The sequence below is a fragment of the Rhodococcus sp. GQ147 genome, from assembly GCF_059759155.1.
This window is the reverse complement of record NZ_JCAXDU010000005.1, coordinates 142,014-168,484: the sequence shown is the minus strand read 5'-3', so window position 1 is coordinate 168,484 and position 26,471 is coordinate 142,014. Positions and strand designations below refer to the sequence as shown.

Sequence of the window (26,471 nt, the reverse complement as noted above, 5' to 3'; positions counted from 1 at the left end):
CCAGCGCAGCGGTTCCGCCGGACCGCAACCCGGGCAGCAACGTCCCGGTCCTCCTGCCGGTGCCGGTCAGGGACAGCCGGGTCCGGGACAGCCCGCTCCGGGACAGCAGCGCCCTGCCCAGGGCCCGGTGCAGGGTCGTCCGTTGCCGCCGCAACCGCGCCCGCAGGGTCAGCCGGGAGCACAGGGCCAGCCGGGCCGACCGGGCGGACAGCCCGGTGGTCCCGCAGGTCAGCAACCGCCGCGCCCCGGCGGCCGGCCGCCGTACCCGCCCCAGGCTCCCGGTCCGGGGCAGCGTCCTCAAGCCCCCGGCCAGGGACAGCGCCCTCTGTCCCCCGGCCAGGGACAGCGTCCTCCGGCTCCCGGTCAGGGGCAGGGACCGGGCCCCCAGCAGGGCCGACCGGGACAGCCGTACCCACCGCGCGGACCGGTGCCCGCCCCGGGCGCCAACCAGCCGCGTAACCCCAACCAGTCGATGCCGCCGCGTCCCGGCACGTTGCCGCCCGGCGCGGTGCCTCCCGTCCAGCGCACGCCGCAGGCCGATCCGACCGTCGCCATGCGTCCCGGAGCGGACGCGGCAGGTGCGCAGCGTCCCGGAGCGGACGCGGCAGGTGCGCAGCGTCCCGGAGCGGACGCGGCAGGTGTACAGCGTCCCGGAGCGGATGCCCCGACGCAGCGGGTCTCCGCGGCGAGCGCTGCAGTCGGTGCGAGTGCTGCAAAGAGTGCGAGTGCTGCGGACGATGCACCCACGACGCGCGTTGCCGGTGGCCCGCCCGCAGGCGGACCTCCCACGGTTCCGCCCGGCGGCGGTTCGGGTGGGGGCGCCGGGGGTGGAAAGGGCGACGGCAAGAGCAACCGCTGGCGCACGATCCGCCGGATCGGTTACGGCGTGGTCGCCGCCGGCATCCTCGTCCCGATCCTCATGTTCATGCTGGCGTACATCGTCCAGGACGTGCCGCGCCCCGGTGAGCTGCAGACGAACCAGGCCGCGACCATCTTCAACTCCGACGGTCAGGGTGTCATCACGAAGGTGATCCCACCGGAGGGCAACCGCACCGAGGTCGAACTCGACGCGATCCCCGTGCACGTCCGCAACGCCGTGCTCGCCGCCGAGGACCGCGATTTCTACAGCAATCCCGGCTTCTCGGTCACCGGCTTCGCGCGTGCCGCCCGCGACAACGTGCTCGGCCGCGACAGCGCCGGTGGTGGTTCGACCATCACCCAGCAGTACGTGAAGGTCGCCGTCGTCGGTTCCGAGCGGACGTTGACGCGAAAGCTCAAGGAGCTGGTGCTGTCGACGAAGATGGCGAACCAGTGGGCCAAGGACGACATCCTCGCGGCCTACCTCAACACCATCTACTTCGGTCGCGGTGCCTACGGCATCGCAGCGGCGTCGAACGCGTACTTCGGCAAGCCCGTCGGTGAGCTCACCGTCGAGGAGGGCGCCGTGCTCGCGTCGTCGATCCAGTTGCCGTCGCTGCTCGATCCCGAGCAGAACCCCGAGGGTGCGGAGGCGCGCTGGAACTACGTGCTCGACGGCATGGTCGCCGCCGGCACGCTCGATGCCGCCGAACGGTCGGGTATGAAGTACCCGGCCTACGTGCCGATCGCTGAGCTCGACAACGGCGACCAGTCGTCCGGCCCCGAAGGTCTGATCAAGAACCAGGTGCTCGCCGAGTTGTCCCGCGAGGGCATCGACGAGAACCTCCTCAATACGGCCGGTCTCCAGATCACCACGACGATCGACCCCCAGGCCCAGCAGTCGGCGGTCGAGGCGGCGCAGAGCAATCTCGAGGGCGAACCCGAGGAGTTGCGTACCGCGGTGGTGTCGGTCGATCCCCGGTCCGGGGCGATCCGCGCCTACTACGGCGGGGAGAGCGGTGTCGGTTACGACTTCGCCCAGTCCGGTCTGCAGACGGGGTCGTCGTTCAAGGTGTTCGGCCTGGCCGCCAACCTCGACCAGGGCGTGCCGTTGTCGCAGACCTACGACAGCGGTCCGCTGACGGTCAACGGCATCAAGATCGGCAACGTCGAGGGCGAGTCGTGCGGGCAGTGCACCATCGCCGAAGCGCTCAAGCGGTCGCTGAACACGAGCTTCTACCGGATGATGCTCGAGATGGACAACGGCCCGCAGGCCATCGCCGACATGGCGCACAAGCTGGGTGTCGCGAAGGAACTGCCGGGCATCGGTGAGACGCTCACCGAGCCGGAGGGCGTCGGCCCCAACTACGGCATCGTGCTGGGCCAGTACCAGTCGCGCGTGCTCGACATGGCCTCGGCGTACGCCACGCTCGCGGCGTCCGGCCGTCATCACGAGCCGTACTTCGTGCAGAAGGTCGTGACGTCCGACGGCGAGGTGCTCCTCGACCGTGGCACCCCTGCCGGTGAGCAGGTCGTCGACGCGGCGGTGGCCGACAACACCACTTCCGCGATGACCCCGATCGCCGCGTACTCGAACGGCCACGCCCTGGCCGGCGGCCGTCCGTCCGCGTCGAAGACCGGTACCGCTCAGCTCGGCGACACCGGCTCCAACAAGGACGCGTGGATGGTCGGTTACACCCCGTCGCTGTCGACCGCGGTGTGGGTCGGCACCGAGGAGGGCCTGCCCCTCGAGAACAGCTGGGGCGGCATGATCTACGGCTCGGGTATCCCGTCGGACATCTGGAAGGACACGATGGACGGCGCTCTCGAAGGCACCGAGGTCGAGTCGTTCCCGAAGCCGGAACCGATCGCCGGTGTCTCCGGCGTGCCGGCGTGGACCGCGTCGACGACAGCTCCGGCCACCCGTGAGCAGACCACCACCTCGCGTGTCGTGCCGAGTCTTCCCGAGGTTCCGGAGATCACCACGCAGAACGTGGAGATCTTCCCCGGCGTCACCATCCCCGTTCCGGGTGTCGCCCCACAGACGACCACCCAGAACGCGCCCTCCCGTCCCGGTAACGGCGGTCAGGAGGAGGAGAGCGAGGATACCGGCGGCGGAACCGGCGGTGGTACCGGCGACGACTCCGACGAGGGTGGATCGCCTCCGCAGAACCGCATCCCGGGACTCGAGAGCCCCGCGATCCCGGGCGCGCAGGGAGGCGGATTCCAGGGCGCGCAGGGCGGTAGCCCCCAGGGCGCGTTCGAATACGCTCCGGCCGGGTAGCCTCGCCGCGTGAGCGACGACCGGGGATCCGACGCCCGGCCGGTGGTGTCCGCTGCACCACCGGCCGAGGATCGTCGTTCCCTGGACTGGCGCGACACCCCCGGGCGTACCGACCCGACGGTGTCGCGTCTGACCGCCGTCATCGGCGGTCCGGTGGGCCGGCACGCCATGCTCGGGCGCACCCGCTTCTTCACTCCCCTGCGGGCGATGTTGCTGCTCGCGGTCGTCTTCCTCGCCTTCGGCTGGTTCACGAAGGCGGCCTGCGTCCAGCAGGGACCCGTCGGTCCCGACGGCGCGCTCGGCCTGGACTGGAGCGGCAACCGGCAGTACGTGGCGATGTGTTATTCCGACATCGTTCCGCTCTACGGTGCCGAACGGCTCGCCGAGGGCGCCTTCCCGTACCGGACGTCGTGGGAGGAACCCGGCCCGGACGGGCAGATGCAGACCCGGTACATGGAGTATCCGGTGCTCGCGGGGCTCTACCAGTACGGCTCGATGCGCATCGCGAAGGCGTGGGACGCCACACCGTGGCTCCCCGATGCACTGCAGGTCGCGATCTACTTCGCCGTCGTCGCGGTCGGTCTCGCGCTCGCCTGGCTCGTCACGGTGTGGGCCACCGCGATGTCGGCGGGCCGCAGGATCTGGGACGCCGCGCTCGTCGCGGCGTCACCACTGGTCGTGGTGCACGCCTTCACGAACTTCGATGCCCTGGCCACGGCCTTCGCCGCGGGTGGTCTGCTGGCGTGGGCCCGCCGTCGACCGGTTCTCGCCGGCGTCCTGCTCGGCCTCGGTGCGGCGACGAAGTTGTATCCCTTGCTGTTGCTCGGTCCGCTGCTGGTGCTGTGCCTGCGGACCGGCCACCTGCGGTCGTTTGCCCGCACCGCGGGAGCGGCCGCCGCGGCGTGGCTAGTGGTGAACCTGCCGATCATGGTGCTGTACCCGAGCGGGTGGGCGGAGTTCTTCCGACTCAACTCCGATCGCGGAGCGGATCCGGATTCGATCTACAACGTGCTGCACTCGTTCGTGGGCTGGCCGGCCTGGTCGGCCTCGACCTTCAATGGGGTCTCGCTCGTGTTGTTCGCCACGGCCTGCGCCGCGATCGGGTGGATCGGGCTCACCGCGCCGCGCCGTCCCCGCCTCGCGCAGCTGTGTTTCCTTCTCGTCGCGGCCTTCCTGCTCACGAACAAGGTGTGGAGTCCGCAGTATTCGCTGTGGCTCGTGCCGCTCGCCGTGCTGGCCGTACCCCACCGGCGCGCACTGGTCGCCTGGATGACGATCGATGCGCTGGTGTGGGTTCCGCGCATGTACTACTATCTCGGTCCCGATCGGAAGGGGCTGCCGGAGCAGTGGTTCACCGCCACGGTCTTCCTGCGCGACGTCGCCGTCGTGGCTCTGTGCGCGGTTGTGCTGTGGCAGATCCGGCGTCCGGTGCGGGATCCCGTGCGGTACGGCTTCGTCGACGATCCCGTCGGTGGTGTGCTCGACCAGGCTCCCGACCGTCCGCCACGATGGCTGCCCGCCAGGTTGCGACCTGCTCACCATCGGGTCACAAGAGAAGAATCATCCGAACGAGGGATGTCGGAGACTTCGTCGGTCCCCTAGGCTCGGGAGCGAGCACGAGGGGGGACAATGGTGAGCGGCGGACGGGGATTCGGAGCGGGGACGGATGTCACCGCCTCACAGTTCACGACGTGTGAGTTGGCGTGGACGGTCGCGAGCGGCGACGCCACCGCGATCCCACGACTTCTGCGCGACCTGCATCCGCTCGTGATCGCCTACTTCCGGGCCCGTGCGAAAGCTGCCGGAGGTACCTTCGCCGACGCCGATCGTCTCGCCCTGGCCGCCTGCCGTGCGATTCTCGCCGGGCTCACCGCGCCGTCCGGAGCCGACCGGCCTTTCCTGCGGTTGGCCTACACGCTGGTCGCCGACGCGGCCGATGCCGAGTTCGCGAGCCCGCGGGCCTTCCCTCTGACCCGACTCCAGCAGGAGATCCTCATCCTGCGCACCATCGTGGGTCTCGACTCGTGGCAGACCGCGGTGGCGCTCGCCGTGGCGCCGGGACGGGTCGGTGTCGAGCAGCACGCGGCGCTGAGTTCCCTGCGCGCGGCCTGAACCGGGCGGACAGAGTCCACATCCACGGGTGCGAGATGAACAGCCGCCTCGCCGCTTCGGTCTTCGAGTCCGCTGTCAGCCAGGTGAGCAGAACTTCCTCTCACGGGCGCTGAGCAGAGGACGCACGAGGCCGCCGACACGCATTTCGTGGAACGAGGACGAACGGTGCTGAGCGCTCACGGCGAACCGCCTCTCGGCTGACGAAGAGTCTGGAGAACCGGTGCGAATGCGCCATCCCGAATCCTCGTCGCCGTCGGCGCCAAGACCTACGCCCGCGCGTGATCCCGTACGAAATCCGTGCAGTCATACATCGCTGAACTGCGGAAACGCAGATTCTTCCCGAGGGAACCGTAGATGACGGAAACAACCGTGGAGGCGGCCGATCCGACCTCCATCACCTCCCGGACCGAGTTCGGCCGGGCCCTGACCGCCCTGCGAACCCGAGCAGGACTGTCGATCCGCGATGTCGTCGACGCGTCCGGCGCATTACACGGTACGGTCGCCGGATGGTTCTCCGGACAGCACCTACCGACCCGCGCCAGCGAGCCGGCCTTCCGTACCGTGCGGTCGCCGGGCAGTGGCCGAGGGGGGTGATCCTCGTCGTCGTCCTCGGACTCCGGGCCGACTTTGCGGGCACGCCGCACGGGAACCGCAATTCGTACCGATCCTGGAGTCCGGGCCCGTCCTCGTCGGTCCCATGTCGGCGGCCGAACTCGAATCCGATCTCGCTCCCCGCGCGTCGTGGAGGACGGTCGAATGCTTTGCCGCTGTGGGACATCGTCGATCCCGGTGCGGCGGTGGAACTGCCGTCCCTGAGCCCACCCGTCGAGGATCGGTTCAGCGGTGCCGCGGCACTGTCGAAGACCGGATCGCTCGCTGCAGCAGGAACATCCGTCGGGTCCGTGCACCTGTGAGATGTCGCGGACCCTGCCGTCCCACGCGAACTGGCGCGGATCACCGGGCGGGCGGACGCGGTGTACTCGCTGCACTTCTCCCCCGGCGGGGATCGTCTCACGGCCGGCGTCGGCGACGGGGCGGCGTGGATCTGGGACGTCACCCGACCGGACTCCCACACCACCCACGCGGTGCTCACCGCCTACGGAAGCCGGGTCTACGACGCCACCTTCGCGCACGACGGAGCGGTGCTCGTCGGAGGTGGTCCCGACCGTTCCGTGCGACTGTGGCAACTCGACCCCGAGCCCGTCGTGGCGACACTGTGTTCCACCGTCGGCACTCCGGTGACCGAGGACGAATGGGAACGGCACCTGCCGGGTGTTCCCTTCCGGCCGCCGTGCGGCGACACGGCGTGAATCGGAATGGCCGGAAGATGTTCCGACCGAGACAGATTCATCCGATTGCAGGATACGCACAGGCCTCGCGGTGTGGGAACGTCCTGGTGGGGGATTCAACGCATCGATCATCGGAGGAAGCATGTCTCGTATTCGCAGGTCGGGTCTGCGCGCAGTTCTGACGGCGGTCACGGTGGCGGCGGTCGCATTCGGTGCGCCCGTTGCCGCTTCGGCCGCTCCCACCGGCAGCGCCGGCAGCAACGATCTGCCCGGCAGCGTGTCCGAACTGCCCGGCAGCGTGGTGGATCTGGGTGGACGGGCGATCGATCTGGGCAGTGCGATCCTGGGCAACGGATCATCGCTGCCGACGACCCAGCAGTGCAACCAGTCGCGGCAGTCGGGAGGGGAAGGTGTCACCGGCACCTACCACGAGTTGGGTCGCAGTGGTCCCACGTCGTTCCTGCTCGAATGGGAGACCTACGACGTTCCTGACCGGATCCAGGTGTTCTACGGGGGTTCCCAGATCTACGACACCGGCCGTATCGGTGACAGCATCAACGAAGGCACCGGATCGGCAGTGGTGAATGTGCCGGCAGGTAGCGCATCCTCGATTCTCGTCCGAGTGACCGGGGATCCCGGGACGGACTGGGACTACCTGGTCAACTGCCCGATCCTCTGACGGTCAGATCCGTAGGGCGGTGAACGGCGCGACCGGGATGTTGCGCACGACGAACCACATCGCCGTCAGGATCAGCACGAGGTGCGGGGGCCACCGGTATCGCGTCCACCGCGGCATCGGTGTGCCCCGCGCCCTGCTCCACGTCCACAGACCGAAGGACACGGTGAGCACGGCCAGCGCGACGAGACCGAGGGCGTTGTAGTGCAATGCTGCCGGCACGTCGAGATGGACGAGCGAATACAACATCCGCGACGAACCGCAGCCGGGACACAGGATTCCGAACAGTGAGTAGGTGGGGCACGGCGGAATGACCCCGCCCGGCGTGGTCGGGTCGGCCCACGCCACCGCGGCGCACACCGCGACCGCACCCACGGCGATCGCCATGGGGGCTGCGAGCGCGCGCCTCGTCCTCATCGCACCGTGCGCTCCTCGAGCCGGGCGCGTACCCCGGGCCACTCGTCGTCGGTGAGGGAGAACAGCGCGGTGGTCCGCCAGCTGCCGTCGCGGCGCCTGCGGTGCTTGCGGAGCAGGCCCTCCTCGGTGGCGCCGAGCCGGCGCAGGGCGTCGCGCGAACGGGTGTTGCGTTCGTCGGCGTGCCAGGTCACGCGCACGGCCCCGAGGTCGTCGAAGGCGCGCTGCAGCAGAAGCAGTTTCGACTCGCTGTTCACGTGGGTCCGCTGCACTCGGGTCGACAGCCAGGTGTAGCCGATCACCAGTGTGCGGTGGGCCGGTTCGAGGAGGTAGTAGGACGTCGACCCCAGCACCTCGCCGGTCGCCCTGTCGACGATTGCGTAGGGCAGCCGGGACGGATCGGCCACGGCCTCGCGCACGAACGTGCGCGCGTCGTCGAGGTCGCGGATCACAAGGTGTGCCCAGGCGAAGATCGTGTCGGGATCGTCGGCGGCCTTCAACAGACCTTCGACGTGCGCGTCGGCGAGGGGCTCGAGTCGGATACGAGGGCCCTCGAGGACGGGATGTTCCATCCAGTTGTCGTTCATTGCGCTCTCCCGGTCGTCGTCGGACGGCGAGCGTAGCCCGTCCGTTCCGTCTGCTGCCACGGAGTTCTGGGCGGGACGCGCAGGAAGACGAAGAACAGCACGACCAGCAGGACCGCGCGTCCCCACACTCCGATGTGGACGAGCGTGAGCGGCAGGGCCATGTCCGTTTCGCCGGCGGTCGCGGCGAACCACCGGAAGATGCCGATGCCGATGGCGAGATCGGCGAGCAGATAGGCGGCGACGAGACCCCATGGCACGCGCAGCAGAATCAACATCGGCAGCAGCCACAACGTGTACTGCGGTGAGTGCACCTTGTGGAAGAGCATGAACCCGCACAGCATCGCGGCCCCGGTACCGAGCCACGGATAGACGCCGTCGCGGAGGTATCGGCGCCATCCGAGCCACAGGGCGAGCGCGAACGACAGCGCGATCAGCGTCGGCGACAACTGGGCCACCAGCTCGTTGTACTGGGGGGTGTTCTCGTATTCCTGGTAGCCGCCCATCAGCGGCCGCAGACCCCAGTACCAGATGGAGTTGCTGGTCCCGTCCGCTTCCCGGTTCTGCTGGAAGGCGAACGACGCCCGCCAGCCCTCGTAGCCGAGGATCGCGAAGGGCAGGTTGATCGCGGCGACCGTCGCTGCCGCCGTGCCCGCGACGGCGAGGGCGCCGGGGACGTCCCGCTTCCGATCGGGTGAGCTTCCGCCGGTGAGAACATAGGCCATGAGCGGCAGAACGAAGATGCCCGGATAGAGCTTGAGGCAGAAGCCCACGCCCAGCAGCACTGCCGCGACCACTCCGCGAGTCCGCAGCGGCCAGCGTTCGATCGTCAGCACCGCGACGGCGGTGACGGTGACCGCCACGACCGGCAGGTCCCAGTTGAGGAAGGCGTAGAGCACGAGCGGCGGCGTGAGCGACCACAACAGCGCGGCCCATCCGGCCATCCGGGCGAGCAACCACGCGGTGACCAGCCCGAAGGGGGCGAGCAACAACGCCGACTGCAGGAGGAACTCCGCATCGGTGTGGGCACCGATGGCCCCGATCCACATGAGCACCCCGCTGAGCACGGGGTACTCGACGGTGCCCCCGGTCAGCGCTCCCGACGAGGTGATGCCCCCGTCGACGAAGGGGAAGACGTGGAGGTTGATGCCGCGGCCGATCCACAACTGCTGGATGTCGGAATAGCAGACGTCGGCGTCCTTGATGTCCTCGAACCGCAGCGTGCGGCCCTCGGCGTCGAAGGTGGGGCCGGCGCACCGGGCCTTGTTCAGGTAGCCGAACCACATCATCACCGCGCACGTCAGGACGGCGACGAGCGAGACGGTCCCGGAGCTCGTGCGCATGTTCTCACCCTAGGACAAATCCCCTGCCCGCGACGGTCGGCGATTTCGCTGGTCGCCGGGCCGTCGTGTACCCTTCATGGGTTGCTGACGCAACGACCCTCCTGTCACGGAACGTCCGTGACCGTTCACAGTCCATAGGAGGTGATGAGGTCTTATGCGTCATTACGAATTGATGATCATCCTGGACCCCAGCCTGGACGAGCGCACTGTCGCTCCCTCGCTGGAGACGTTCCTCAACGTCATTCGCCAGGAAGGCGGCAAGGTCGACAAGGTCGACGTGTGGGGTAAGCGCCGTCTCGCCTACGAGATCGCCAAGAACAGCGAAGGCATCTACGCGGTGATCGACATCAGCGCGACGCCTGCTGCCGTTGCAGAGCTGGATCGCCAGCTCGGCCTGAACGAGTCGGTGCTCCGCACCAAGGTTCTGCGCCACGGCAAGTGAGCCTGTCGGCGCCGGGCCGTAGGCTCTGGCGCATCAGGACTCCCCACACTGCAGGAGGAACCACATGGCAGGCGACACCGTCATCACCGTGGTCGGCAATCTGACCGCCGACCCCGAACTGCGTTTCACCCCCGCGGGTGCTGCGGTTGCGAACTTCACCGTTGCATCCACGCCCCGCGTGTTCGACCGTCAGTCCAACGAATGGAAGGACGGCGAGGCTCTGTTCCTGCGCTGCAACATCTGGCGTGAGGCAGCGGAGAACGTGGCCGAGAGCTTGACTCGCGGCTCGCGTGTGATCGTGCAGGGCCGGCTCAAGCAGCGCAGCTACGAGACGCGTGAAGGCGAGAAGCGCACTGTCGTGGAGCTCGAGGTCGACGAGATCGGCCCCTCGCTCCGTTACGCCACGGCCAAGGTCACCAAGGCCGGTCGCGGTGGCGGTGGCGGAGGCTTCGGTGGTTCCTCCGGTGGATCGGGCGGTGGCCGTCCCGCTCAGAACACGAACGTCGGCGGAGACGACCCGTGGGGCGACGCCCCGCAGTCGGGTTCCTTCGGTGGTTCCGGGGACGACGAGCCTCCGTTCTGATCCGACCTCGATCGGAACATCCAAAATTACGGAGAACGACCATGCCTAAGTCGCCCGCGCGCGAGAAGGTTTTGAAGAAGAAGGTCTGCACCTTCTGCAAGGAAAAGAACGTGCAGATCGATTACAAGGACACGACGCTGCTGCGCAAGTACGTCAGCGATCGCGGCAAGATCCGCGCTCGCCGCGTCACCGGCAACTGCGTGCAGCACCAGCGCGACGTCGCTGTTGCTGTCAAGAACTCTCGTGAGGTGGCTCTGCTCCCTTACGTCTCGACGACTCGCTGAGGAAAGGGAGGGACACGATGAAGCTCATCCTTACTGCTGACGTGGACAACCTCGGTGCGCCTGGCGACACCGTTGAGGTCAAGGACGGCTACGGCCGCAACTACCTGCTGCCCCGCGGCCTGGCGATCGTCGCCACCCGTGGTGCCCAGAAGCAGGTCGAGGGCATCCGCCGTGCCCAGGAGGCTCGCGCCGTGCGTGGCCTCGAGCACGCTCAGGAGCTCAAGGCCGCCATCGAGGGCCTCGAGGACGTTTCGCTGAGCGTCAAGACCTCGAGCGACTCGGGCAAGCTGTTCGGCTCGGTCACCGCTGCCGATGTCGCCGGTGCTCTCAAGGCTGCCGGTGGCCCGGTTGTCGACAAGCGCATCATCGAGCTGCCCAAGGCCCACATCAAGGCGACCGGCAAGCACCAGATCGTCGTGAAGCTGCACCCGGATGTCACCGCGAAGTTCACGCTGAACGTCGTGGCTGCCTGATTCCGGCTCCTCGAGGAGCCCCGCGCCTGGTCGGCGTGGGGCTCCTCGTCGTCTGTGCACAGCCTGTGGATAAACCGGGGGGTAAACCACACCGTTGTGACTCCTCGGAATGTCGTTCGGGGAACGAATGGGTGAACACGCCCGGCCCTCCGACACGCCGAAATTCTTCTTCTCCACACGTGTGAACAGACATTTTTCTGCTCCTACCTGCAGTTATGAGAGATGTGAGATGTGTTGTCCCCAGGTTGTGCACATCCGGTACACAAGGCTGTCCTCCTCTTTCCACAATTCATCCCCAACTGTGTGCACAACCCGAGTTGTGGAGGGTCATCCGGATCCCTAACGTCGGGCGCACGACTCCACACACAGGATGTCGGTAGGGGCGAGTAGAACCGGACACGAAACCCCGGGTACCGACACCGGGAGTGCGTGCAGGTATCCGCCGGAGCACAGCGCGCCGGACGGGGACATGTGGAGGAAGGCAGGCACTGCAGTGGCCGTCGTTGACGATCGTGGAAATCCCGAATATTCGGGACCTCCCGAGGAACCGAGTGGAGACTTCGGTCGACAGCCCCCTCAGGATCTCGTGGCCGAGCAGTCCGTGCTCGGTGGCATGCTGCTGAGCAAGGACGCCATCGCCGACGTCCTCGAAGTGCTGAGGCCCGGCGACTTCTACCGTCCGGCCCACCAAGCCGTGTACGACGCGATCCTCGATCTCTACAGCCGTGGCGAACCCGCCGACCCGGTCACCGTGTCGGCCGAGCTCGACCGGCGCGGCGAACTCAAGCGTCTCGGCGGAGCCGCCTATCTCGTCACGCTCACCCAGACCGTCCCCACCGCGGCCAATGCCGGCTACTACGCCGAGATCGTCGCCGAGAAGGCCGTCCTGCGTCGTCTCGTCGAGGCGGGCACGCGCATCGTCCAGTACGGCTACGCCGGCGCCGACGGCCAGGACGTCGCCGAGATCGTCGACCGCGCGCAGGCGGAGGTCTTCGAGGTCGCCGAACGACGCACCACCGAAGACTTCGTGCCGCTCGAAGAACTCCTGCAGCCCACGATGGACGAGATCGACTCCATCGCCAGCCGCGGCGGTATCTCCCTCGGCGTGCCCACCGGCTTCGCCGAACTCGACGAGCTCACCAACGGGCTGCATGCCGGCCAGATGATCATCGTCGCCGCCCGTCCCGGTGTGGGTAAGGCCCTCGCGCTCGACACTCCCCTGCCCACCCCCACCGGCTGGACCACGATGGGCGAGGTCGGTGTGGGCGACGAACTCCTCGGCGCCGACGGCCGCCCCGTCCGCGTCCTCGCCGCCACCGAGGTCATGCACGGCCGGCCGTGCTTCGACGTCGTGTTCTCCGACGGCACCGTGATCGTCGCCGACGAGCAGCACCAGTGGCGCACCGGCGACGGCGCGATCCGCACCACGGGCGAACTCGCCGCCACCGCCGACGCCGGGCACACCGTCGCGAACACCGAGGCACTGTCGTTCCCGGCAACCGAGCTGCCCGTCTCCCCCTTCACGCTCGGTGCGTGGCTCGGCGGCCCGTCGTCCGATCCCGAACTGCATATGCGTATCGACGGCGAAGGTGGTTTCACGAGCGCCCTCGTCGCGCTCGGCGCCCACATCCCCGCCGAATACCAGCGGGCATCCGAACCGCAGCGTCGCGAACTCCTCGCGGGTCTGCTCGACGCCGGTGGAGAGATCGACGACGACGGCACCATCCGGTTCGTCGGCTCGTCCGAGCGTCTGGCGCAGGGCGTCGCCGAACTCCTGTCGGGCCTCGGTTACGCGCCGGTGCTCGACGGCACCGAGATCTCCTTCACCACCGACGACGACGTCTTCGTCCTGCCCAGCAAGGCCGTGCGGCACAAGGAATGCCGCGCCACCATGCCGCGCGAGCGCCGCATCGTCGCCGTCCGCCCGGTTCCCTCGGTCCCGGTGCGGTGCGTCGAGGTCGACGGCGACCACATGTACCTCGCGGGTCGCGCGATGGTGCCCACACACAACTCCACGCTGAGCATGGACTTCATGCGGTCGTGCTCCATCAAGCACGGCATGGCGTCGGTCATCTTCTCGCTCGAGATGGGCAAGACCGAGATCGTCATGCGTCTGCTGTCCGCGGAGGCGAAGATCAAGCTCGGCGACATGCGATCCGGACGCATGACCGACGACGACTGGACGCGTCTCGCCCGCCGCATGAGCGAGATCAGCGAAGCGCCGTTGTTCATCGACGACTCACCGAACCTCACGATGATGGAGATCCGCGCAAAAGCGCGGCGGCTCAAGCAGAAACACGACATCCGTCTCATCGTCATCGACTACCTGCAGCTCATGTCGTCCGGCAAGAAGGTCGAGTCGCGTCAGCAGGAGGTCTCCGAATTCTCGCGTAGCCTCAAGCTTCTCGCGAAGGAACTCGAGGTTCCGGTCGTCGCGGTGTGTCAGCTCAACCGTGGTCCCGAGCAGCGCACCGACAAGCGGCCGCAGGTCTCCGACCTCCGTGAGTCGGGCTGCCTGCCGGCGTCCACGCGCATCATGCGCGCCGACACCGGCGCCGAAGTCACGCTCGGCGAGCTGCTCGAGTCGGGTGAACAGCCCCTCGTGTGGTCGCTCGACGAACGCATGCGGATGGTCGTCCGGCCGATGGTGAAGGTCTTCCCCAGCGGCCGTAAGGAAGTCTTCCGGTTGGAGCTGGCCTCGGGGCGTCGTGTCGAAGCCACCGCGAACCATCCCTTCCTCACCATCGACGGCTGGATGCCGTTGGGCGAGTTGGTCGCCGGTGAGCGTGTCGCAGTGCCGCGTGCGGTGCCCGCACCCCTCGACGTGATACCCGCATCCGACGACGAGGTGGCCGTTCTCGCGGACACTGCCGTGGCCGGCCGACTGATCCCCACCCGCGCGTTCTCGCTCCCCAAGGAGCAGGTCGCCGAGCTCGTCTGCCACATCTGGGAAGACAGCGGTGAGGTCGCATGGGACGCAGGCGCTGCCCGCGCCGTCGTCCGCTACCGGTCGGCGGAGCGTCGTCTGGCCGACGACCTCGCGCGCCTGCTCCTGCGCATCGGCGTGTTCGCGCGGATCACCGATGCCGTCGAGGGCTGGGACCTCACTGTCACCGGGGCGGAGAACCAGGCGGTCTTCCTCCACGACGTGGGCAAGCACGGAACCGCGGCGCAGTGGGTCCTGGCGCAGCTCGGACCGAAGCTCGTCAAGCACAGCCCCGACACCGTCACCCCCGAGATCGAAGCCGAGCTCGGCGAATTGCTCGCCGTCGAACAGCTCGCTCCGATCGGACCGGTCGCGTCCGCCACCCCGCGCACCACCGAGGGTGCACGCTCGCGGCTCGCCCGGGTCGCCGATGTCCTCGACACGGCCGACATCGACATGGTCGCCACCAACAACGTGTTCTGGGACGAGATCGTCTCCGTCACGAGTCTCGGCGAGCAGGACGTCTACGACGGAACGGTGCCCGGCACACACAATTTCGTCGCCGACGGCATCGCGGTGCACAACAGCCTCGAGCAGGACGCCGACATGGTCATCCTGCTGCACCGCCCCGACGCCTTCGAGCGCGACGACCCGCGTGGTGGCGAGGCCGACCTCATCGTCGGCAAGCACCGTAACGGCCCGACCGCGACCATCACCGTTGCCCACCAGCTGCACCTGTCGCGGTTCGTGGACATGGCGCGAGGCTGATACGAGTCGTCGCCCCGCCCGGCGGCGAGGCGACAGATCTCGTCCCGGTTCCGTGATATTCGTAGCGAAAGGCGGTCAGCAGCAGGAGGTTACGCCGGTTTTCGGCGTGGAGTTGTCGTCCTGCTGCTCGTCCGGGGCACCGGTCGTGCAGCATGTTCCGCCGCTGGCTTCCTGCGTGCCGTCGAGATGCTGCGGGCTCGACCCGAAGGTGGCCGAATCCGCCAGGACGGTGTACACCTCCCACTTCTCCCCTGCCGGACCCGTCACCCACGCCTTGTCTTGCGTGGCGTAGCAACAGGTCGTGCCCATCTCCTCGTCGGCGAACAGGCCCGCCTCGGTCAATCGGGCGATCTCGGTGTGCACCTTCTCGGACGAGTCGACCTCGACCCCGAGATGGTTGATCGTGCCGCCCTTGCCCGGGTTCTCGAACAGCACCAGCTTCAACGGCGGATCGGCGATCGCGAAGTTGGCGTAGCCCGGTTCGAGCTTGGCCGGTTCGGTGCCGAACAGTGTCGAGTAGAAGGCGACCGCTTCGGGCAGGTCGTCGACGTCGAGGGCGAACTGGATGCGTGACATGACTGCCTCCACCTGTGTGACATATATCGAATTACCGCCCACAGGATGCTCCTGTACTTCGACATATGTCAAGAAGGTGGTTAGGCTCGAATCATGCCGAAAGCGCTGCCCGTGATCGATGTCCGCGCCCCGATCTGCTGCGCGCCGGTATCGGCTGCGCCGATGCGCGACGACGCCGCCCTCGAGGTCGCGTTGCGGTTGAAGGCCCTGGCCGATCCGGTGCGCATCAAACTCGTGTCGATCCTGCTCACCGCCGACGAAGGTGCGGTGTGCACGTGCGATCTTGCCGCCGGTGTGGATCTGGCGGAATCCACGGTGAGTCATCACCTCGGACAACTACGCAAGGCGGGCATGGTCGAATCCGAGCGACGCGGGATGAACGTCTATCACCGTGCCCGCGCCGAGTCCCTCGAGGCGCTCAGGGTCGTCCTGGATCCGAACTGCTGCCGCTGACGGTCGCACACATATCCTCGAGGTGGAGAAGCGGCGAGGAAGGTAGTGATGACGTTCATCAAGATGTGCGGACTGCAGGACGAGGCGACGGTCGATCTCGCCGTCGAACTGGGCGTCGACGCGGTCGGTTTCGTTCTCGTGAAGAGCCCTCGTCGCATCTCCCCCGAGCGGGCCGCGACGCTCCGCACCCGTGTGCCGGCGGGAACACTCGCCGTCGGCGTCTATGTGAATGCGTCCCTCGACGAGATCATCGCGACGGCCCGGGCCGCGAATCTCGATCACGTCCAGGTGCACGACCTGCGGTCGCCCGACGACGTGCGCGTGCTGCACGACGCGGGATTCACGGTGATCCGCGCGATCAACACCGGAGGAGCCGAGGCGCTGTCGGAGGACTTCGGCGCCGACCTGTTGCTCGTCGACGGCGCAGTCGCCGGTGCAGGGAAGACATGGGACTGGCAGGACCGCAGTGCCTTGCCGTCCGGCCGGTGGGTCCTTGCGGGCGGGCTGAACCCCGACAACGTGGAGAGGGCACTTTCCACGTCCGGGGCGTGGGGTGTCGACGTCTCCAGCGGCATCGAGGCCGAACGCGGCGTCAAGGATCCGGGTCTCATGCGGGCGTTTGCGCAGGCGGTCCGGAGAAACGCCCCCGAGTGACCCGTCCGGGGGATCCGGCGGCGTCAGTGCGCGGCGTCGGCCTTCTTCCGCCGCGGGATCAGGTGCATGATCAGCACGACGATCGCACCCACGATCAGGCCCACCAGAGCGGATGTCACGGTCCCCGCGGTCCACGACAGCACGCCGCCGAATCCGCCGTGCACGAGCTCGCCGAACCAGTGCTCGAGGTCGTGCAGACGATCGGCAGGCCAATGGAATCCGGCCTCGCCGACATTGACGAGCAGGATGTGCCCACCGACCCACAGCATGGCGGCGATCCCGACCACGGTGAGAACGGTCATCAGCTTCGGCATCGCCTTCACGAGACCGCGACCGACGCGCTGAGCGAAAGTGGACTTCCGTTTCGCGAGCGCCAGGCCGACGTCGTCCATCTTCACGATCAGGGCGACCACGCCGTACACCAGGACGGTGATGAGGACGGCGACGACGATGAGGACGAGCAGGCGAGTCAGGAAGGGTTCGTCCTCGACCGATGCCAGCGAGATCACCATGATCTCGGCGGACAGGATCAGGTCGGTGCGGATCGCGCCGCCGATCATGGCCTTCTCGAACTCGGGACCTTTCTCCGCTGCGGTGGCTTCTTCTTCGTGGTGGCCGCCGGTGAGCGCTTCGTAGACCTTCTCGGCGCCCTCGTAGCAGAGGAACAGACCACCGGCGATGAGCAGATACGGCAGGGCCTGCGGGAGGAACTGACTCAGGATCATCGCGACCGGCAGGATGATCAGGAGCTTGTTGCGGATCGACCCGATCGCGATCTTGCGGATGATCGGCAGTTCGCGATCGGGGGTGAACCCGTGCACGTAGCGGGGGGTGACGGCCGTGTCGTCGACGACCACTCCCGCTGCCTTGACGCTCGCCCTGCCGGCTGCGGCGCCGATGTCGTCTATGGATGCCGCGGCTGCCTTCGCAAGTACCGCGACGTCGTCCAGAAGGGCGACGAGACCACCAGCCACGGGAACCTCCCACAGTTCGGCTGCACCGAGCCGATCGACCGACACGCGATTACGAGTCGTCTCAGAACGCTACCGGACCTGCGATGACGTGCAACGCGGTGTCCGGAGCATGTCGGGGACGACGTGCGTCCACACCGAGTGCCCTACATGGGCGCCCAGCGTGACAGACCTGTGGGTACCTGGTGGATGCGGTTACCGAACTCGATCATGTCGGCGATGTCAGTTCGGCGATCAACGCCTCGACCTTCGCCCGGATCTCGTCACGGATCGGACGCACGGCGTCGAGCCCTCGTCCGGCCGGGTCGTCGAGCACCCAGTCCCGGTAGGACGTACCGGGGAATACCGGGCAGGTGTCGCCGCACCCCATCGTGATCACGACGTCGGAGGTCTGCACGGCGTCGGCGGTGAGGATCTTCGGGTTCTCGCCGGAGATGTCGATTCCGACCTCGGCCATCGCCGCGACCGCAGCAGGGTTCACCTCCTCGGCGGGTGCGGACCCGGCGGAACGGACTGTGATGCGATCCCCTGCGAGGCGACTCAGGAACCCGGCGGCCATCTGGGACCGGCCGGCATTGTGCACGCACACGAACAACACGGACGGAACGGCGGTCACGACGCACCTCCGGCACGGGCGACGAAACGTGTGCGCAGGGCCAGAGCGACGTACACGAGTGCGACGAGGACGGGCACTTCGATGAGGGGGCCGACGACTCCCGCCAGTGCCTGCCCGGACGCGACCCCGAACGTGCCGATCGCGACGGCGATGGCGAGTTCGAAGTTGTTGCCCGCGGCGGTGAAGGCGAGTGTGGTGGTGCGTTCGTAGCCGAGTCCTACTGCAGCGCCGAAGAGATACCCGCTCCCCCACATGATCGCGAAGTACGCCAGCAGGGGCAGCGCGATGCGTACGACGTCGAGTGGTCGCGAGGTGATCTGTTCACCCTGCAGCGCGAACAGGACCACGATGGTGAACAGCAGTCCGTACAGCGCCCACGGTCCGATGCGCGGCAGGAAGGTCTGCTCGTACCAGCTGCGGCCCTTCGCCTTCTCGCCGAATCGACGAGTGAGGAAACCGGCGACGAGCGGGATCCCGAGGAAGATCAGCACGGACTTCGCGATCTCCCACGGGGAGACGTCGAGACCGGTCTGCTCGAGGCCGAGCCATCCGGGCAGCACCGACAGGTAGAACCAGCCGAGAGCGGCGAACATGATCACCTGGAAGACCGAGTTGATCGCGACCAGCACGGCTGCGGCTTCCCGGTCGCCGCACGCGAGGTCGTTCCAGATGATCACCATCGCGATGCAGCGCGCGAGGCCGACGATGATCAGACCGGTGCGGTATTCGGGCAGATCCGGCAACATCAGCCACGCGAGCGCGAACATCAGTGCGGGACCGACGATCCAGTTGAGGATCAGCGACGAGATCAACAGGGTGCGGTCGCCGGTGACCGTGTCGAGACGGTCGTAGCGCACCTTCGCCAGCACCGGGTACATCATGATCAGCAAGCCGAGGGCGATCGGCAGCGAGATCCCGTCGATCTCGATGAAACCCAGGGCTTCTCCGAGTCCGGGAATCATGCGGCCGAGCAGCAGGCCGACGACGATGGCGGTGCCGATCCACACGGGAAGGAAGCGGTCGAGTGTCGACATCCTGCCCATCACGGGAGTGTCCACCGCAGTTCGCTCACTCATGCGGGTACCTCGGTCGGCTCGATCCCGAGTACATCGGAGAGTTGCCGTAGTGCAGCCGGAACCACCCAGTAGTACACCCAGGTGCCGCGACGCTCGCACTCGAGCAGGGCTGCCTCGCGCAGAACTCTGAGGTGGTGCGAGATCGTCGGTTGGGACAGATCGAACGATCCCGAGATGTCGCATACGCACGCCTCACCGCCGGCATGGCTCGCGACGAGCGACAGCAACCGCAGACGCACCGGATCGCCGAGGGCCTTGAACATCCGGGCGAGGTCGACGGCGCGATCGCCCGTCAGGGGTTGGCGCACGAGCGGAGAGCAGCAGGCGTCGTCGCCCGCGAGATCTTGATTCGACACACGTCTATATTGACAGATGTCGAATCTACGGACGGATCCGGATGGTGAAGCTGCCCGGATCGGACACGGAACAATGGCGGCATGGCCAACTCGCCGTCCGGTGACTCGATGCTCGACCGCGTCGTCCGCATCCTCGAGTCGTTCGACGACACCCAACCCCGCCTGACGGTCGGGAGTCTCGCCCGCAGGTCCGGCATCCCGCAGGCCACGACCTACCGGCTCGTCGGCGAGCTGGTGCAACACGGTCTGCTCACCCGGGACGACGACGGCCGGGTACGGCTCGGTCTGCGCCTGTGGGAACTCGTCGCGCGCAGTGCACCCGCGCGCGATCTGCGGGAGTCGGCGCTGCCCTTTCTGCAGGACGTGCAGTCGGTGGTGCACCAGCACACCCAGCTCGCGGTCCTGCAGGACGACGAGGTCCTTGTCCTCGAACGGCTGTCGGCGTCCGATTCGGTGGTCAACCAGGCCTCGGTCGCGCGTCGGCTCCCCGTCCACGACACGTCGCTGGGCATGTCGATGCTCGCGTTCTCACCTGCGGAGGTGCAGGAAACCTATCGGCGACGACATCCCGAGGTGGAGAAGCGTTTCGCTGCGACGACGAGAGATTTCCGTCGCGCGCTCGCGGAGGTCCGCCGGCGGGGTTATGCGCGCTTCGACGGTGTGCTCGACGAGGGCACCACGGGCATCGCGGTGCCCGTCCTCGCGCGGTCGGGTCATGCCCTGGCGGCGCTCGGCGTGGTGGTGCCCACCGGTGCGTCCCGGCAACAGGCCGTCGTGCCCGTCCTCATGGCCGCTGCCCGCGGCATCGCGCGCGGAGTCGGCGAGCGTCCCCCCGGACTGACCAGGTCGTTTTCTCATTGAACGAGAAGTCGACGTGTGCGGTGGGAGAGGCGCACGACACTCGACGGGACGCGAATCGGATACGCGCAGCGAAGGACGAACACATGAACGCAACCCGCACGGTCGTCACCACTGAAGTCGGCATCGTCGGCGGCGGCCCGGCAGGTCTCATGCTCTCCCATCTCCTCGCGAAGGCGGGGATCGACAACATCGTCGTCGAGAAGCGTGATCACGAGACCATCCGGACCACCCACCGTGCGGGGATCCTCGAGCACGGCTCGGTGTCGCTGCTCACCGAGAGCGGAGTCGACACCCGTGTCCTGAACGAAGGGCACCGCCACGACGGCATCGATCTGCGCTTCGGAGGTGAGAGCCACCGCATCGATTTCCGGGACCTCGTGGGTGAGTCGGTGTGGTTGTATCCGCAGAACGAGGTCTTCGTCGACCTGGCCGCCTCGCGCGTACGCGACGGTGGCGAGGTGCGCTACAGCGTCTGCGACACAGAGGTTCTCGACATCACCACCGACACACCGAAGATCCGGTTCACCGAATCCGACGGCACGCCGGTCGAGATCCGGTGCCGCATCCTCGTCGGAGCCGACGGATCACAGAGCATCTGCCGCAAGGCGATTCCCGGCGACGTCCGCACCGACCACTTCATCGAGTACCCCTTCGCATGGTTCGGGATCCTTACCGAGGCTCCACCGAGTGCACCCGAATTGATCTATGCGCGTTCTGATCACGGATTCGCCCTCATCAGTCAACGCAACGAGTCGGTGCAGCGGATGTACTTCCAGTGCGATCCGTCCGAGGACGCGTCGACGTGGAGCGAGGACCGGATCTGGGACGAGCTTCAGAGGCGTGTCGACGGCCCCGACGGTTTCGAACTGAAGCGCGGCCCCATCTTCGAACAGATGGTCCTGCCGTTCCGCTCGTACGTGTGCGAACCGATGCGGCACGGAAACCTCTTCCTGGCAGGCGATGCCGGCCACACCGTTCCGCCGACCGGTGCCAAGGGACTCAACCTCGCCCTGGCCGACGTCCGGGTGCTCTTCCGCGCGCTCGACTCGTTCTTCTCCACCGGCTCGTCCGACCTGCTCGACGCCTACAGCGACACGGCGCTGCAGCGCGTGTGGAAGGCGCAGAACTTCTCGTACTGGATGACCTCGATGCTTCACACCCGTGAGGACGCAACGTCGTTCGAGAACAAGCGGGCACTGGGCGAACTCGCCGCGGTCGTCGGCTCCCGGTACGGACAGCAGTATCTCGCGGAGGCGTACACGGGCCGGCCCGACCGCTGATCGTCAGGGCGTGCGAGCCAGGAGCTCGTCGAGCCGATCGAGAACCCGCCTGTTGAGGAGGGTGCGGTTGCCCATCTCGCAATGCCCACCCGCACCCTCGGCCTCGGTGAACGGGATGAGAGTCACCTTGTCGCCGAGCCGATCTCCGAATGTTCCCGCACCGCGTGCGAGGGCATCGCTCTCGGCGACGGTCACCACGACAGGGCACGAGATACGCTCCCCGACCTCGTCGAGTGTGTACTCGTTCATCTCCGCGAACAGTTCCCGGATGTCCGAGACTCCGTTGACCCAGAATCCACGGGCGATGATCTTCCAGCGTAGTGACGGATCCGACTGCACCGCAGCCATGATCGTGTCGGCGTCCTGTGCGCTCATCGAGAGAGGATCGTCGAGGACCTCGGGGGAGAGGCCGAATGCTGCCCCGAGGGCCCGGGTGCCGGCCGCGACGCTCCACTGACCGGGATCGGCGACCACCGCGGCCAGACGATGCTCACCGGATGCTGCGCGCGGCGCGAGATACCCACCGAGACTCCATCCGCTCAGGACGATGCGTTCGGGGTCGACGATGGGGGAGGCCGTCGCATGATCGATCACCGCGCGCACGACCACTTCCCAGTCCGGACGCATCGGCATCTTCTGCTTGTAGAGCATCTCGCCCTGGCCCGGTCCGTCGAACAGGAGACAGTGGTAGCCGCGTCGCAGCGCTGCCACGGCCGATGCGAAGTACATGTCGGTGATCGTGGCGTCGTATCCGTTGGTGAAGACGATGAGCGGCCGCACGCTGTTCTCGTGGCCGGGTGCGGGAATCAGGTAGCCCGGAAGCGTGGTGTCCTCGAACGGAATCCTGGCAGCCTTGACGGGTGTGTCCCCGATCGCCAGCCCGGCATCGAAGGCCGCGACCTGCTTGTCGAAGGCGGCGATCAGACGTGGGTCGACGGGAGATCCGTACAGCGGGTGGTAGGCGGTCGCGTAGTAGGCGCTCGCCCGCAGGAACAGCTCGCGTGCCGAGTCGTCGTGCCCGGCGGTCGCGCAGGACTCCACTTCCGCGACGAGACGGTCCCCGGTCTCGACCCACGCCCGATAGAAGTCCCCGTCGTCACCGTCGCCCACCTGCCGGGCCACTGCGGCGATCTCGCCGAAGTCGGCGCCGCCGTAGGGGATGTAGGCCAGCGGCCAGGTTCCGAACTCGTCGTGCAGATGATCGTGGAACAGCAGACCCATGTCGGTGCTCCTTCGAGCCGAGGTTCGCGAATCGGGGTTCTCCCTGCACGGTGACGGCACGATGACGTCACCGCTACCGGAATCAGCGGATTTCACCCTCGGTTTCGTCTAACAGGAGCTTCGGCTTCGCTCTCCTATACGGCTACGAGCCCATCCGGTGCCTTCTTCGCCAGGCGTCCGGCGAGAGCCGCACACACCAGGAGCTGCATCTGGTGGAACAGCATGAGCGGCAGCACGATCAGGCCGATGGGCTGGCCGGGGAACAGCACGATCGCCATGGGCAGACCGGTGGCGAGGGACTTCGTGGAGCCGCAGAAGAGGATCGCGACACGGTCCTGATATTCGAAACCGAGTCCGCGCGACGAGTACCAGGTGAGCGCGAGCACGATCGCGAGCAGCACCGCGCACACACCGACGAGGGCGAGCAGGCGGCCGACCGAGATCATCGACCAGATACCCTCGTTCATGCCGCGGCTGAACGCCACGTACACGACCAGCATGATCGATCCGCGGTCGACGAGTTTGAGCGGCTTGCCGTGGGCCTTCACCCAGCCGCCGATCCAGCGCCGCAGGAGCTGACCTGCGACGAACGGCACGAGCAACATCAGCACGATGTCGAGCACGGCCGACCCGCTGAAGGTGACGCCCTGGGTGGACATCGTCAGCGCGACCAGCAGTGGAGTCGCGAAGATTCCGATGAGACTCGAGGCGCTGGCCGAGACGATCGAGCCGGGGATGTTGCCGCGCGCCACCGAGACGAGCGCGATGGCGGACTGCACCGTGGACGGCAGCAGGCACAGGTACAGGACGCCGAGATAGAGCGGGTCGCTCAGGATCGACGGTACGAGCGCCTTGGCGGCCAGGCCGAGCAGCGGGAAGACGGCGAAGGTCGTGGCGAGGATCGTCAGGTGCAGACGCCAGTGCTCGAGACCCTCGATGGTCTCCTGCGTGGACAAGCGCGCGCCGTACAGGAAGAACAGCAGCCCGATGGCGATCTTGGCGGCCCAGTTCACGCCGTCGAGTACGACCCCGTCGGCGGGCAGCAGAGCAGCGACGGCGACGGTGGCGAGGATGGCGAGCAGGAACGGGTCGAGCCGTCCGAGCACGGGGATCTTGGAGAGCACGAATCGACGGTACGGCAGCCGGATGTCATTACAGAAGACGGTCGCCACGTTTTCTGTAATCGCGATTCGTGATGAAATGGGGTGGTGTTCGATCCGGTGCACCTACGGAGCTTCCTGGCCGTCGAGCGGGAGCGCGGCTTCACCGCGGCCGCCCAGCGGCTCGGCCTGCGGCAGTCGACGGTCAGTCAGCACGTCGCGCGACTCGAGAAGGAGATCGGGCGCCGCCTGTTCGTACGCGACACGCACAACGTCGAGCTCACGGCGGACGGCGCCGACATGGTCGCCTTCGCCCGCGAGATCCTCGATCGCCACGATGCCGCCCGCAGGCACTTCTCGGAGTCGCCGCTCAGCGGCCGGCTGCGTTTCGGGGTCTCCGAGGACCTGGTGCTCTACGAGCTGCCGTCGATCCTCGCCGAGTTCCGGCGTAGTCATCCCCGCATCGATCTCGAACTCACGGTGGATCTGAGCGAGGATCTGCAGCGCCGTCTCGACGACAACGAGCTCGATCTGGTCTTCGGCAAGCGTCGACCGGGCAGCCGCCACGGTGAAATGATCTTCAGCGAGCGTCTCGTCTTCCTGTCCGCCCCCGATTACGTCCTCGATCCGGACGAGCCGACACCGCTGGTGTCCTATCCGTCGCCGGCCCTGACCCGCGACATCGCGCTCGAGGTCCTCCAGCGCAGTGGGCGCGGTGTCCGCGTTGCGTGCACGACCGACAGTCTCAACGGTCTGCGTGCTGCAGCGCTCGCGGGACTGGGCGTGGTGCTGCACGCCGAGCGGCTTCCACCACCGGGTCTCGTCCCGGTGCGCGATCCCCAACGATTGCTTCCCGGTGCGGGTGAGATCGAGTTCGTGCTCATGGCGCGTCGTTCCGTACTCAGCGGCCCGGAGGCGGCACTGCGGGCGGCCATCCTCGCGAATGCGGATCGTGTGCGCGTGTGACGGTGTCGCGGACGGGTATTCCTGTGCCACGCCCGCTGGGGGCGGCAATGTTCACGCCGCAGGAGGAACCGTGTCCACAGACGCGATCGTGTTGCTGAAGGAAGACCACAAGGAGATCAAGAAACTCTTCCGCGACTTCCGGAAGGCCGAGGGGGAGAAGGAGAAGGGCAAGATCGTCGACAAGATCATCGAAGCCCTCACCGTGCACACCTATCTCGAGAACGAGTGCATGTACCCCGAGGTGCGTTCCCTGCTCCCCGATCTCGAGGACGACATTCTCGAATCGTACGAGGAGCACCACGTCGCCGACGTGCTCGTCATCGAACTGGCCGGGATGAAGCCCGACGCAGAGCGTTTCGACGCGAAGACGACGGTCCTCATCGAGAACGTCGAGCATCACATCGACGAGGAGGAGGACGAGTGGTTCCCCAAGGTGCGCGAGGCGCTCGGCCGTAAGCAGTTGCAGGACATCGGTGCCCGCATGCTCGAGATGAAGGAGGGCGCCCCGCGGTCACCGGCGCAGCCGTCCGCGCTGAAGAAGACGATCGACGCGGTGATCAGCTGACGGTGTGCTGCGGCCGGGCGAGGAAGGCGCCTCGTCCGGCCCGGCTCGCCCGGTAGGCGTCGCGCCGCGTCTCGACGAGCCATCCCGGCCATGGATCGACGAATCCGGGGCAGTGGACGGTCGGATCGAATGACGGCTGCTCCGAATCCTTCTCGGGCAGGTGGCGAGTCAGCGTCAGACGTCCCGCCGCTTCCAGAGGCCCGCGGGCGGAACCCACCAGGAGAGAGAACTCGAGCGGTATCTCGAGTGCCTGCACGGAGGTCGTCGAGGACGGTTGTCGTCCGCGCGGAACGGCGGTGATCCACCGCGGCGCGGGGTCGCTGTCGGTCCGATAGGCCATGAGCGTGCTGTAGCGGGCACTCGACCACGAACGGGCCGGCAGCAGCGCCACCCGGGCCGGCAGATGAGCCGATGCGAGCAGGACGTCCCACGGGCCGGTCTTCGTGGCGAAGCGCACCGCGAGACCGAGCACGTCCGGCATGCCGTCCGGTGTGCCGATGGCCCGCGACACCCGGGCGACGACAGGAGTAGGGCGGGGAATCTGCCGCGGCCACCAGGACGACTCGAGTTCGGCAACCCCTTCGAAGGTCGCACCGCGCGGGTGGAACACGCGTGCTCCGCGCAGCGCGGATCCCACTCGGAACGGCACGGACAGCGCCGACGACAGAGCAGTCATGGGGATGGCATACCCGCGATCCGCCGGTTCAATCGCCTTCGTCACTCCTCACCCCGGCAGCGTC

Annotated in this window: 29 protein-coding genes; 18 read left to right on the top strand and 11 right to left on the bottom strand. The window is 67.4% G+C overall.

Annotated elements, in window-relative coordinates; genetic code table 11:
- The first annotated feature begins 472 nt into the window (after positions 1 to 472).
- The 7 genes from AC6CID_RS08325 (at position 473) to AC6CID_RS08295 (ending at position 7,222) form a co-directional block, all read left to right on the top strand.
- Positions 473 to 3,142 carry a transglycosylase domain-containing protein gene (locus AC6CID_RS08325; protein ID WP_064060760.1) on the top strand — a complete coding sequence of 890 codons (2,670 nt, stop codon included), beginning with the start codon at positions 473 to 475 and terminating at the stop codon, positions 3,140 to 3,142.
- A 9-nt stretch (positions 3,143 to 3,151) separates the two neighbouring features.
- A complete protein-coding gene (locus tag AC6CID_RS08320; protein ID WP_498353818.1) occupies positions 3,152 to 4,744 on the top strand; it encodes a glycosyltransferase family 87 protein in 1,593 nt (530 codons plus the stop codon).
- A gap of 27 nt (positions 4,745 to 4,771) precedes the next feature.
- Positions 4,772 to 5,254, top strand: a complete 483-nt coding sequence (locus AC6CID_RS08315) for a hypothetical protein (RefSeq protein ID WP_064060735.1) — start codon at positions 4,772 to 4,774, stop codon at positions 5,252 to 5,254.
- Between the two features lie 354 nt (positions 5,255 to 5,608).
- A complete protein-coding gene (locus tag AC6CID_RS08310) occupies positions 5,609 to 5,848 on the top strand; it encodes a helix-turn-helix domain-containing protein (RefSeq protein WP_230811529.1) in 240 nt (79 codons plus the stop codon).
- 167 nt (positions 5,849 to 6,015) lie between these two features.
- Positions 6,016 to 6,168, top strand: a complete 153-nt coding sequence (locus AC6CID_RS08305; RefSeq protein WP_155738846.1) for a hypothetical protein — start codon at positions 6,016 to 6,018, stop codon at positions 6,166 to 6,168.
- A 30-nt stretch (positions 6,169 to 6,198) separates the two neighbouring features.
- Positions 6,199 to 6,564, top strand: a complete 366-nt coding sequence (locus AC6CID_RS08300; protein ID WP_498353847.1) for a WD40 repeat domain-containing protein — start codon at positions 6,199 to 6,201, stop codon at positions 6,562 to 6,564.
- A gap of 121 nt (positions 6,565 to 6,685) precedes the next feature.
- Complete coding sequence (locus AC6CID_RS08295; RefSeq protein ID WP_138845160.1) at positions 6,686 to 7,222, top strand: hypothetical protein; 537 nt, start codon at positions 6,686 to 6,688, stop codon at positions 7,220 to 7,222.
- Between the two features lie 3 nt (positions 7,223 to 7,225).
- On the opposite strand, the gene AC6CID_RS08290 is transcribed toward AC6CID_RS08295, so the two are convergent.
- The 3 genes from AC6CID_RS08290 to AC6CID_RS08280 are packed head-to-tail and all read right to left on the bottom strand — an operon-like array spanning position 7,226 to position 9,560.
- On the bottom strand, positions 7,226 to 7,606 hold the full coding sequence (locus tag AC6CID_RS08290) for a DUF2752 domain-containing protein (RefSeq protein WP_006550806.1): 381 nt from the start codon (positions 7,604 to 7,606) through the stop codon (positions 7,226 to 7,228).
- 26 nt (positions 7,607 to 7,632) lie between these two features.
- Positions 7,633 to 8,220 (bottom strand): GNAT family N-acetyltransferase, encoded by a 588-nt coding sequence (locus tag AC6CID_RS08285; RefSeq protein ID WP_019290550.1) that lies wholly within the window; start codon positions 8,218 to 8,220, stop codon positions 7,633 to 7,635.
- Positions 8,217 to 9,560, bottom strand: coding sequence for a glycosyltransferase 87 family protein (locus tag AC6CID_RS08280; RefSeq protein WP_064060729.1), 1,344 nt, complete (start codon positions 9,558 to 9,560; stop codon positions 8,217 to 8,219). Before AC6CID_RS08280 ends, AC6CID_RS08285 begins: the two co-directional genes overlap by 4 nt.
- Positions 9,561 to 9,714: 154 nt before the next feature.
- Between AC6CID_RS08280 and rpsF the strand changes: the two genes are divergently transcribed.
- From rpsF to dnaB, 5 genes are all read left to right on the top strand, one after another.
- Positions 9,715 to 10,002, top strand: a complete 288-nt coding sequence (rpsF, locus tag AC6CID_RS08275; protein ID WP_006550802.1) for a 30S ribosomal protein S6 — start codon at positions 9,715 to 9,717, stop codon at positions 10,000 to 10,002.
- A 64-nt stretch (positions 10,003 to 10,066) separates the two neighbouring features.
- The gene (locus AC6CID_RS08270) at positions 10,067 to 10,585 is read left to right on the top strand and encodes a single-stranded DNA-binding protein (protein WP_006550801.1); all 519 of its coding nucleotides are present in this window, start codon (positions 10,067 to 10,069) and stop codon (positions 10,583 to 10,585) included.
- Between the two features lie 41 nt (positions 10,586 to 10,626).
- Positions 10,627 to 10,869 (top strand): 30S ribosomal protein S18, encoded by a 243-nt coding sequence (gene rpsR / locus AC6CID_RS08265; RefSeq protein ID WP_006550800.1) that lies wholly within the window; start codon positions 10,627 to 10,629, stop codon positions 10,867 to 10,869.
- A gap of 17 nt (positions 10,870 to 10,886) precedes the next feature.
- Entirely contained in the window at positions 10,887 to 11,342 is a 456-nt protein-coding gene (gene rplI, locus AC6CID_RS08260) for a 50S ribosomal protein L9 (RefSeq protein WP_006550799.1), read from the top strand.
- Positions 11,343 to 11,811: 469 nt separating this feature from the next.
- Positions 11,812 to 15,036, top strand: coding sequence for a replicative DNA helicase (dnaB, locus tag AC6CID_RS08255; RefSeq protein ID WP_082937552.1), 3,225 nt, complete (start codon positions 11,812 to 11,814; stop codon positions 15,034 to 15,036).
- Between the two features lie 75 nt (positions 15,037 to 15,111).
- On the opposite strand, the gene AC6CID_RS08250 is transcribed toward dnaB, so the two are convergent.
- A complete protein-coding gene (locus AC6CID_RS08250) occupies positions 15,112 to 15,612 on the bottom strand; it encodes an ArsI/CadI family heavy metal resistance metalloenzyme (protein WP_006550796.1) in 501 nt (166 codons plus the stop codon).
- Between the two features lie 93 nt (positions 15,613 to 15,705).
- Here AC6CID_RS08250 and AC6CID_RS08245 point away from each other — a divergent pair, with 93 nt between their 5' ends.
- Together AC6CID_RS08245 and AC6CID_RS08240 are read left to right on the top strand one after the other, a co-directional pair.
- Positions 15,706 to 16,065: an Rv2640c family ArsR-like transcriptional regulator gene (locus AC6CID_RS08245; RefSeq protein WP_006550795.1), complete on the top strand. Its 360-nt coding sequence runs from the start codon at positions 15,706 to 15,708 to the stop codon at positions 16,063 to 16,065.
- A gap of 48 nt (positions 16,066 to 16,113) precedes the next feature.
- On the top strand, positions 16,114 to 16,719 hold the full coding sequence (locus tag AC6CID_RS08240; RefSeq protein ID WP_064851455.1) for a phosphoribosylanthranilate isomerase: 606 nt from the start codon (positions 16,114 to 16,116) through the stop codon (positions 16,717 to 16,719).
- 23 nt (positions 16,720 to 16,742) lie between these two features.
- Here AC6CID_RS08240 and AC6CID_RS08235 read toward each other — a convergent pair whose 3' ends face one another.
- The 4 genes from AC6CID_RS08235 to AC6CID_RS08220 form a co-directional block, all read right to left on the bottom strand.
- Positions 16,743 to 17,693: a DUF808 domain-containing protein gene (locus AC6CID_RS08235; protein ID WP_024102461.1), complete on the bottom strand. Its 951-nt coding sequence runs from the start codon at positions 17,691 to 17,693 to the stop codon at positions 16,743 to 16,745.
- A 205-nt stretch (positions 17,694 to 17,898) separates the two neighbouring features.
- Positions 17,899 to 18,306, bottom strand: coding sequence for an arsenate reductase ArsC (locus AC6CID_RS08230; RefSeq protein ID WP_024102460.1), 408 nt, complete (start codon positions 18,304 to 18,306; stop codon positions 17,899 to 17,901).
- Positions 18,303 to 19,382: an ACR3 family arsenite efflux transporter gene (arsB, locus tag AC6CID_RS08225; RefSeq protein ID WP_024102459.1), complete on the bottom strand. Its 1,080-nt coding sequence runs from the start codon at positions 19,380 to 19,382 to the stop codon at positions 18,303 to 18,305. The genes AC6CID_RS08230 and arsB overlap by 4 nt, the downstream gene beginning before the upstream one ends.
- Entirely contained in the window at positions 19,379 to 19,738 is a 360-nt protein-coding gene (locus tag AC6CID_RS08220; protein WP_024102458.1) for an ArsR/SmtB family transcription factor, read from the bottom strand. The genes arsB and AC6CID_RS08220 overlap by 4 nt, the downstream gene beginning before the upstream one ends.
- Before the next feature lie 81 nt (positions 19,739 to 19,819).
- On the opposite strand from AC6CID_RS08220, the gene AC6CID_RS08215 reads away from it, so the two are divergent.
- Together AC6CID_RS08215 and AC6CID_RS08210 are read left to right on the top strand one after the other, a co-directional pair.
- A complete protein-coding gene (locus AC6CID_RS08215) occupies positions 19,820 to 20,599 on the top strand; it encodes an IclR family transcriptional regulator (protein WP_498353817.1) in 780 nt (259 codons plus the stop codon).
- An 83-nt stretch (positions 20,600 to 20,682) separates the two neighbouring features.
- Entirely contained in the window at positions 20,683 to 21,879 is a 1,197-nt protein-coding gene (locus AC6CID_RS08210; protein ID WP_498353816.1) for a 4-hydroxybenzoate 3-monooxygenase, read from the top strand.
- Between the two features lie 3 nt (positions 21,880 to 21,882).
- Here the strand turns inward: AC6CID_RS08210 and AC6CID_RS08205 are convergent, their stop codons facing one another.
- Positions 21,883 to 23,100 (bottom strand): alpha/beta hydrolase, encoded by a 1,218-nt coding sequence (locus AC6CID_RS08205; RefSeq protein ID WP_498353815.1) that lies wholly within the window; start codon positions 23,098 to 23,100, stop codon positions 21,883 to 21,885.
- Positions 23,101 to 23,234: 134 nt separating this feature from the next.
- Positions 23,235 to 24,224, bottom strand: a complete 990-nt coding sequence (locus tag AC6CID_RS08200) for a bile acid:sodium symporter family protein (RefSeq protein WP_052227206.1) — start codon at positions 24,222 to 24,224, stop codon at positions 23,235 to 23,237.
- Between the two features lie 84 nt (positions 24,225 to 24,308).
- Between AC6CID_RS08200 and AC6CID_RS08195 the strand changes: the two genes are divergently transcribed.
- Complete coding sequence (locus AC6CID_RS08195) at positions 24,309 to 25,166, top strand: LysR family transcriptional regulator (protein ID WP_039584485.1); 858 nt, start codon at positions 24,309 to 24,311, stop codon at positions 25,164 to 25,166.
- A gap of 70 nt (positions 25,167 to 25,236) precedes the next feature.
- Positions 25,237 to 25,731, top strand: a complete 495-nt coding sequence (locus AC6CID_RS08190; RefSeq protein ID WP_006550785.1) for a hemerythrin domain-containing protein — start codon at positions 25,237 to 25,239, stop codon at positions 25,729 to 25,731.
- On the opposite strand, the gene AC6CID_RS08185 is transcribed toward AC6CID_RS08190, so the two are convergent.
- Positions 25,724 to 26,407 carry a hypothetical protein gene (locus AC6CID_RS08185; protein ID WP_006550784.1) on the bottom strand — a complete coding sequence of 228 codons (684 nt, stop codon included), beginning with the start codon at positions 26,405 to 26,407 and terminating at the stop codon, positions 25,724 to 25,726. The genes AC6CID_RS08190 and AC6CID_RS08185 overlap by 8 nt on opposite strands.
- Positions 26,408 to 26,471: the final 64 nt, after the last annotated feature.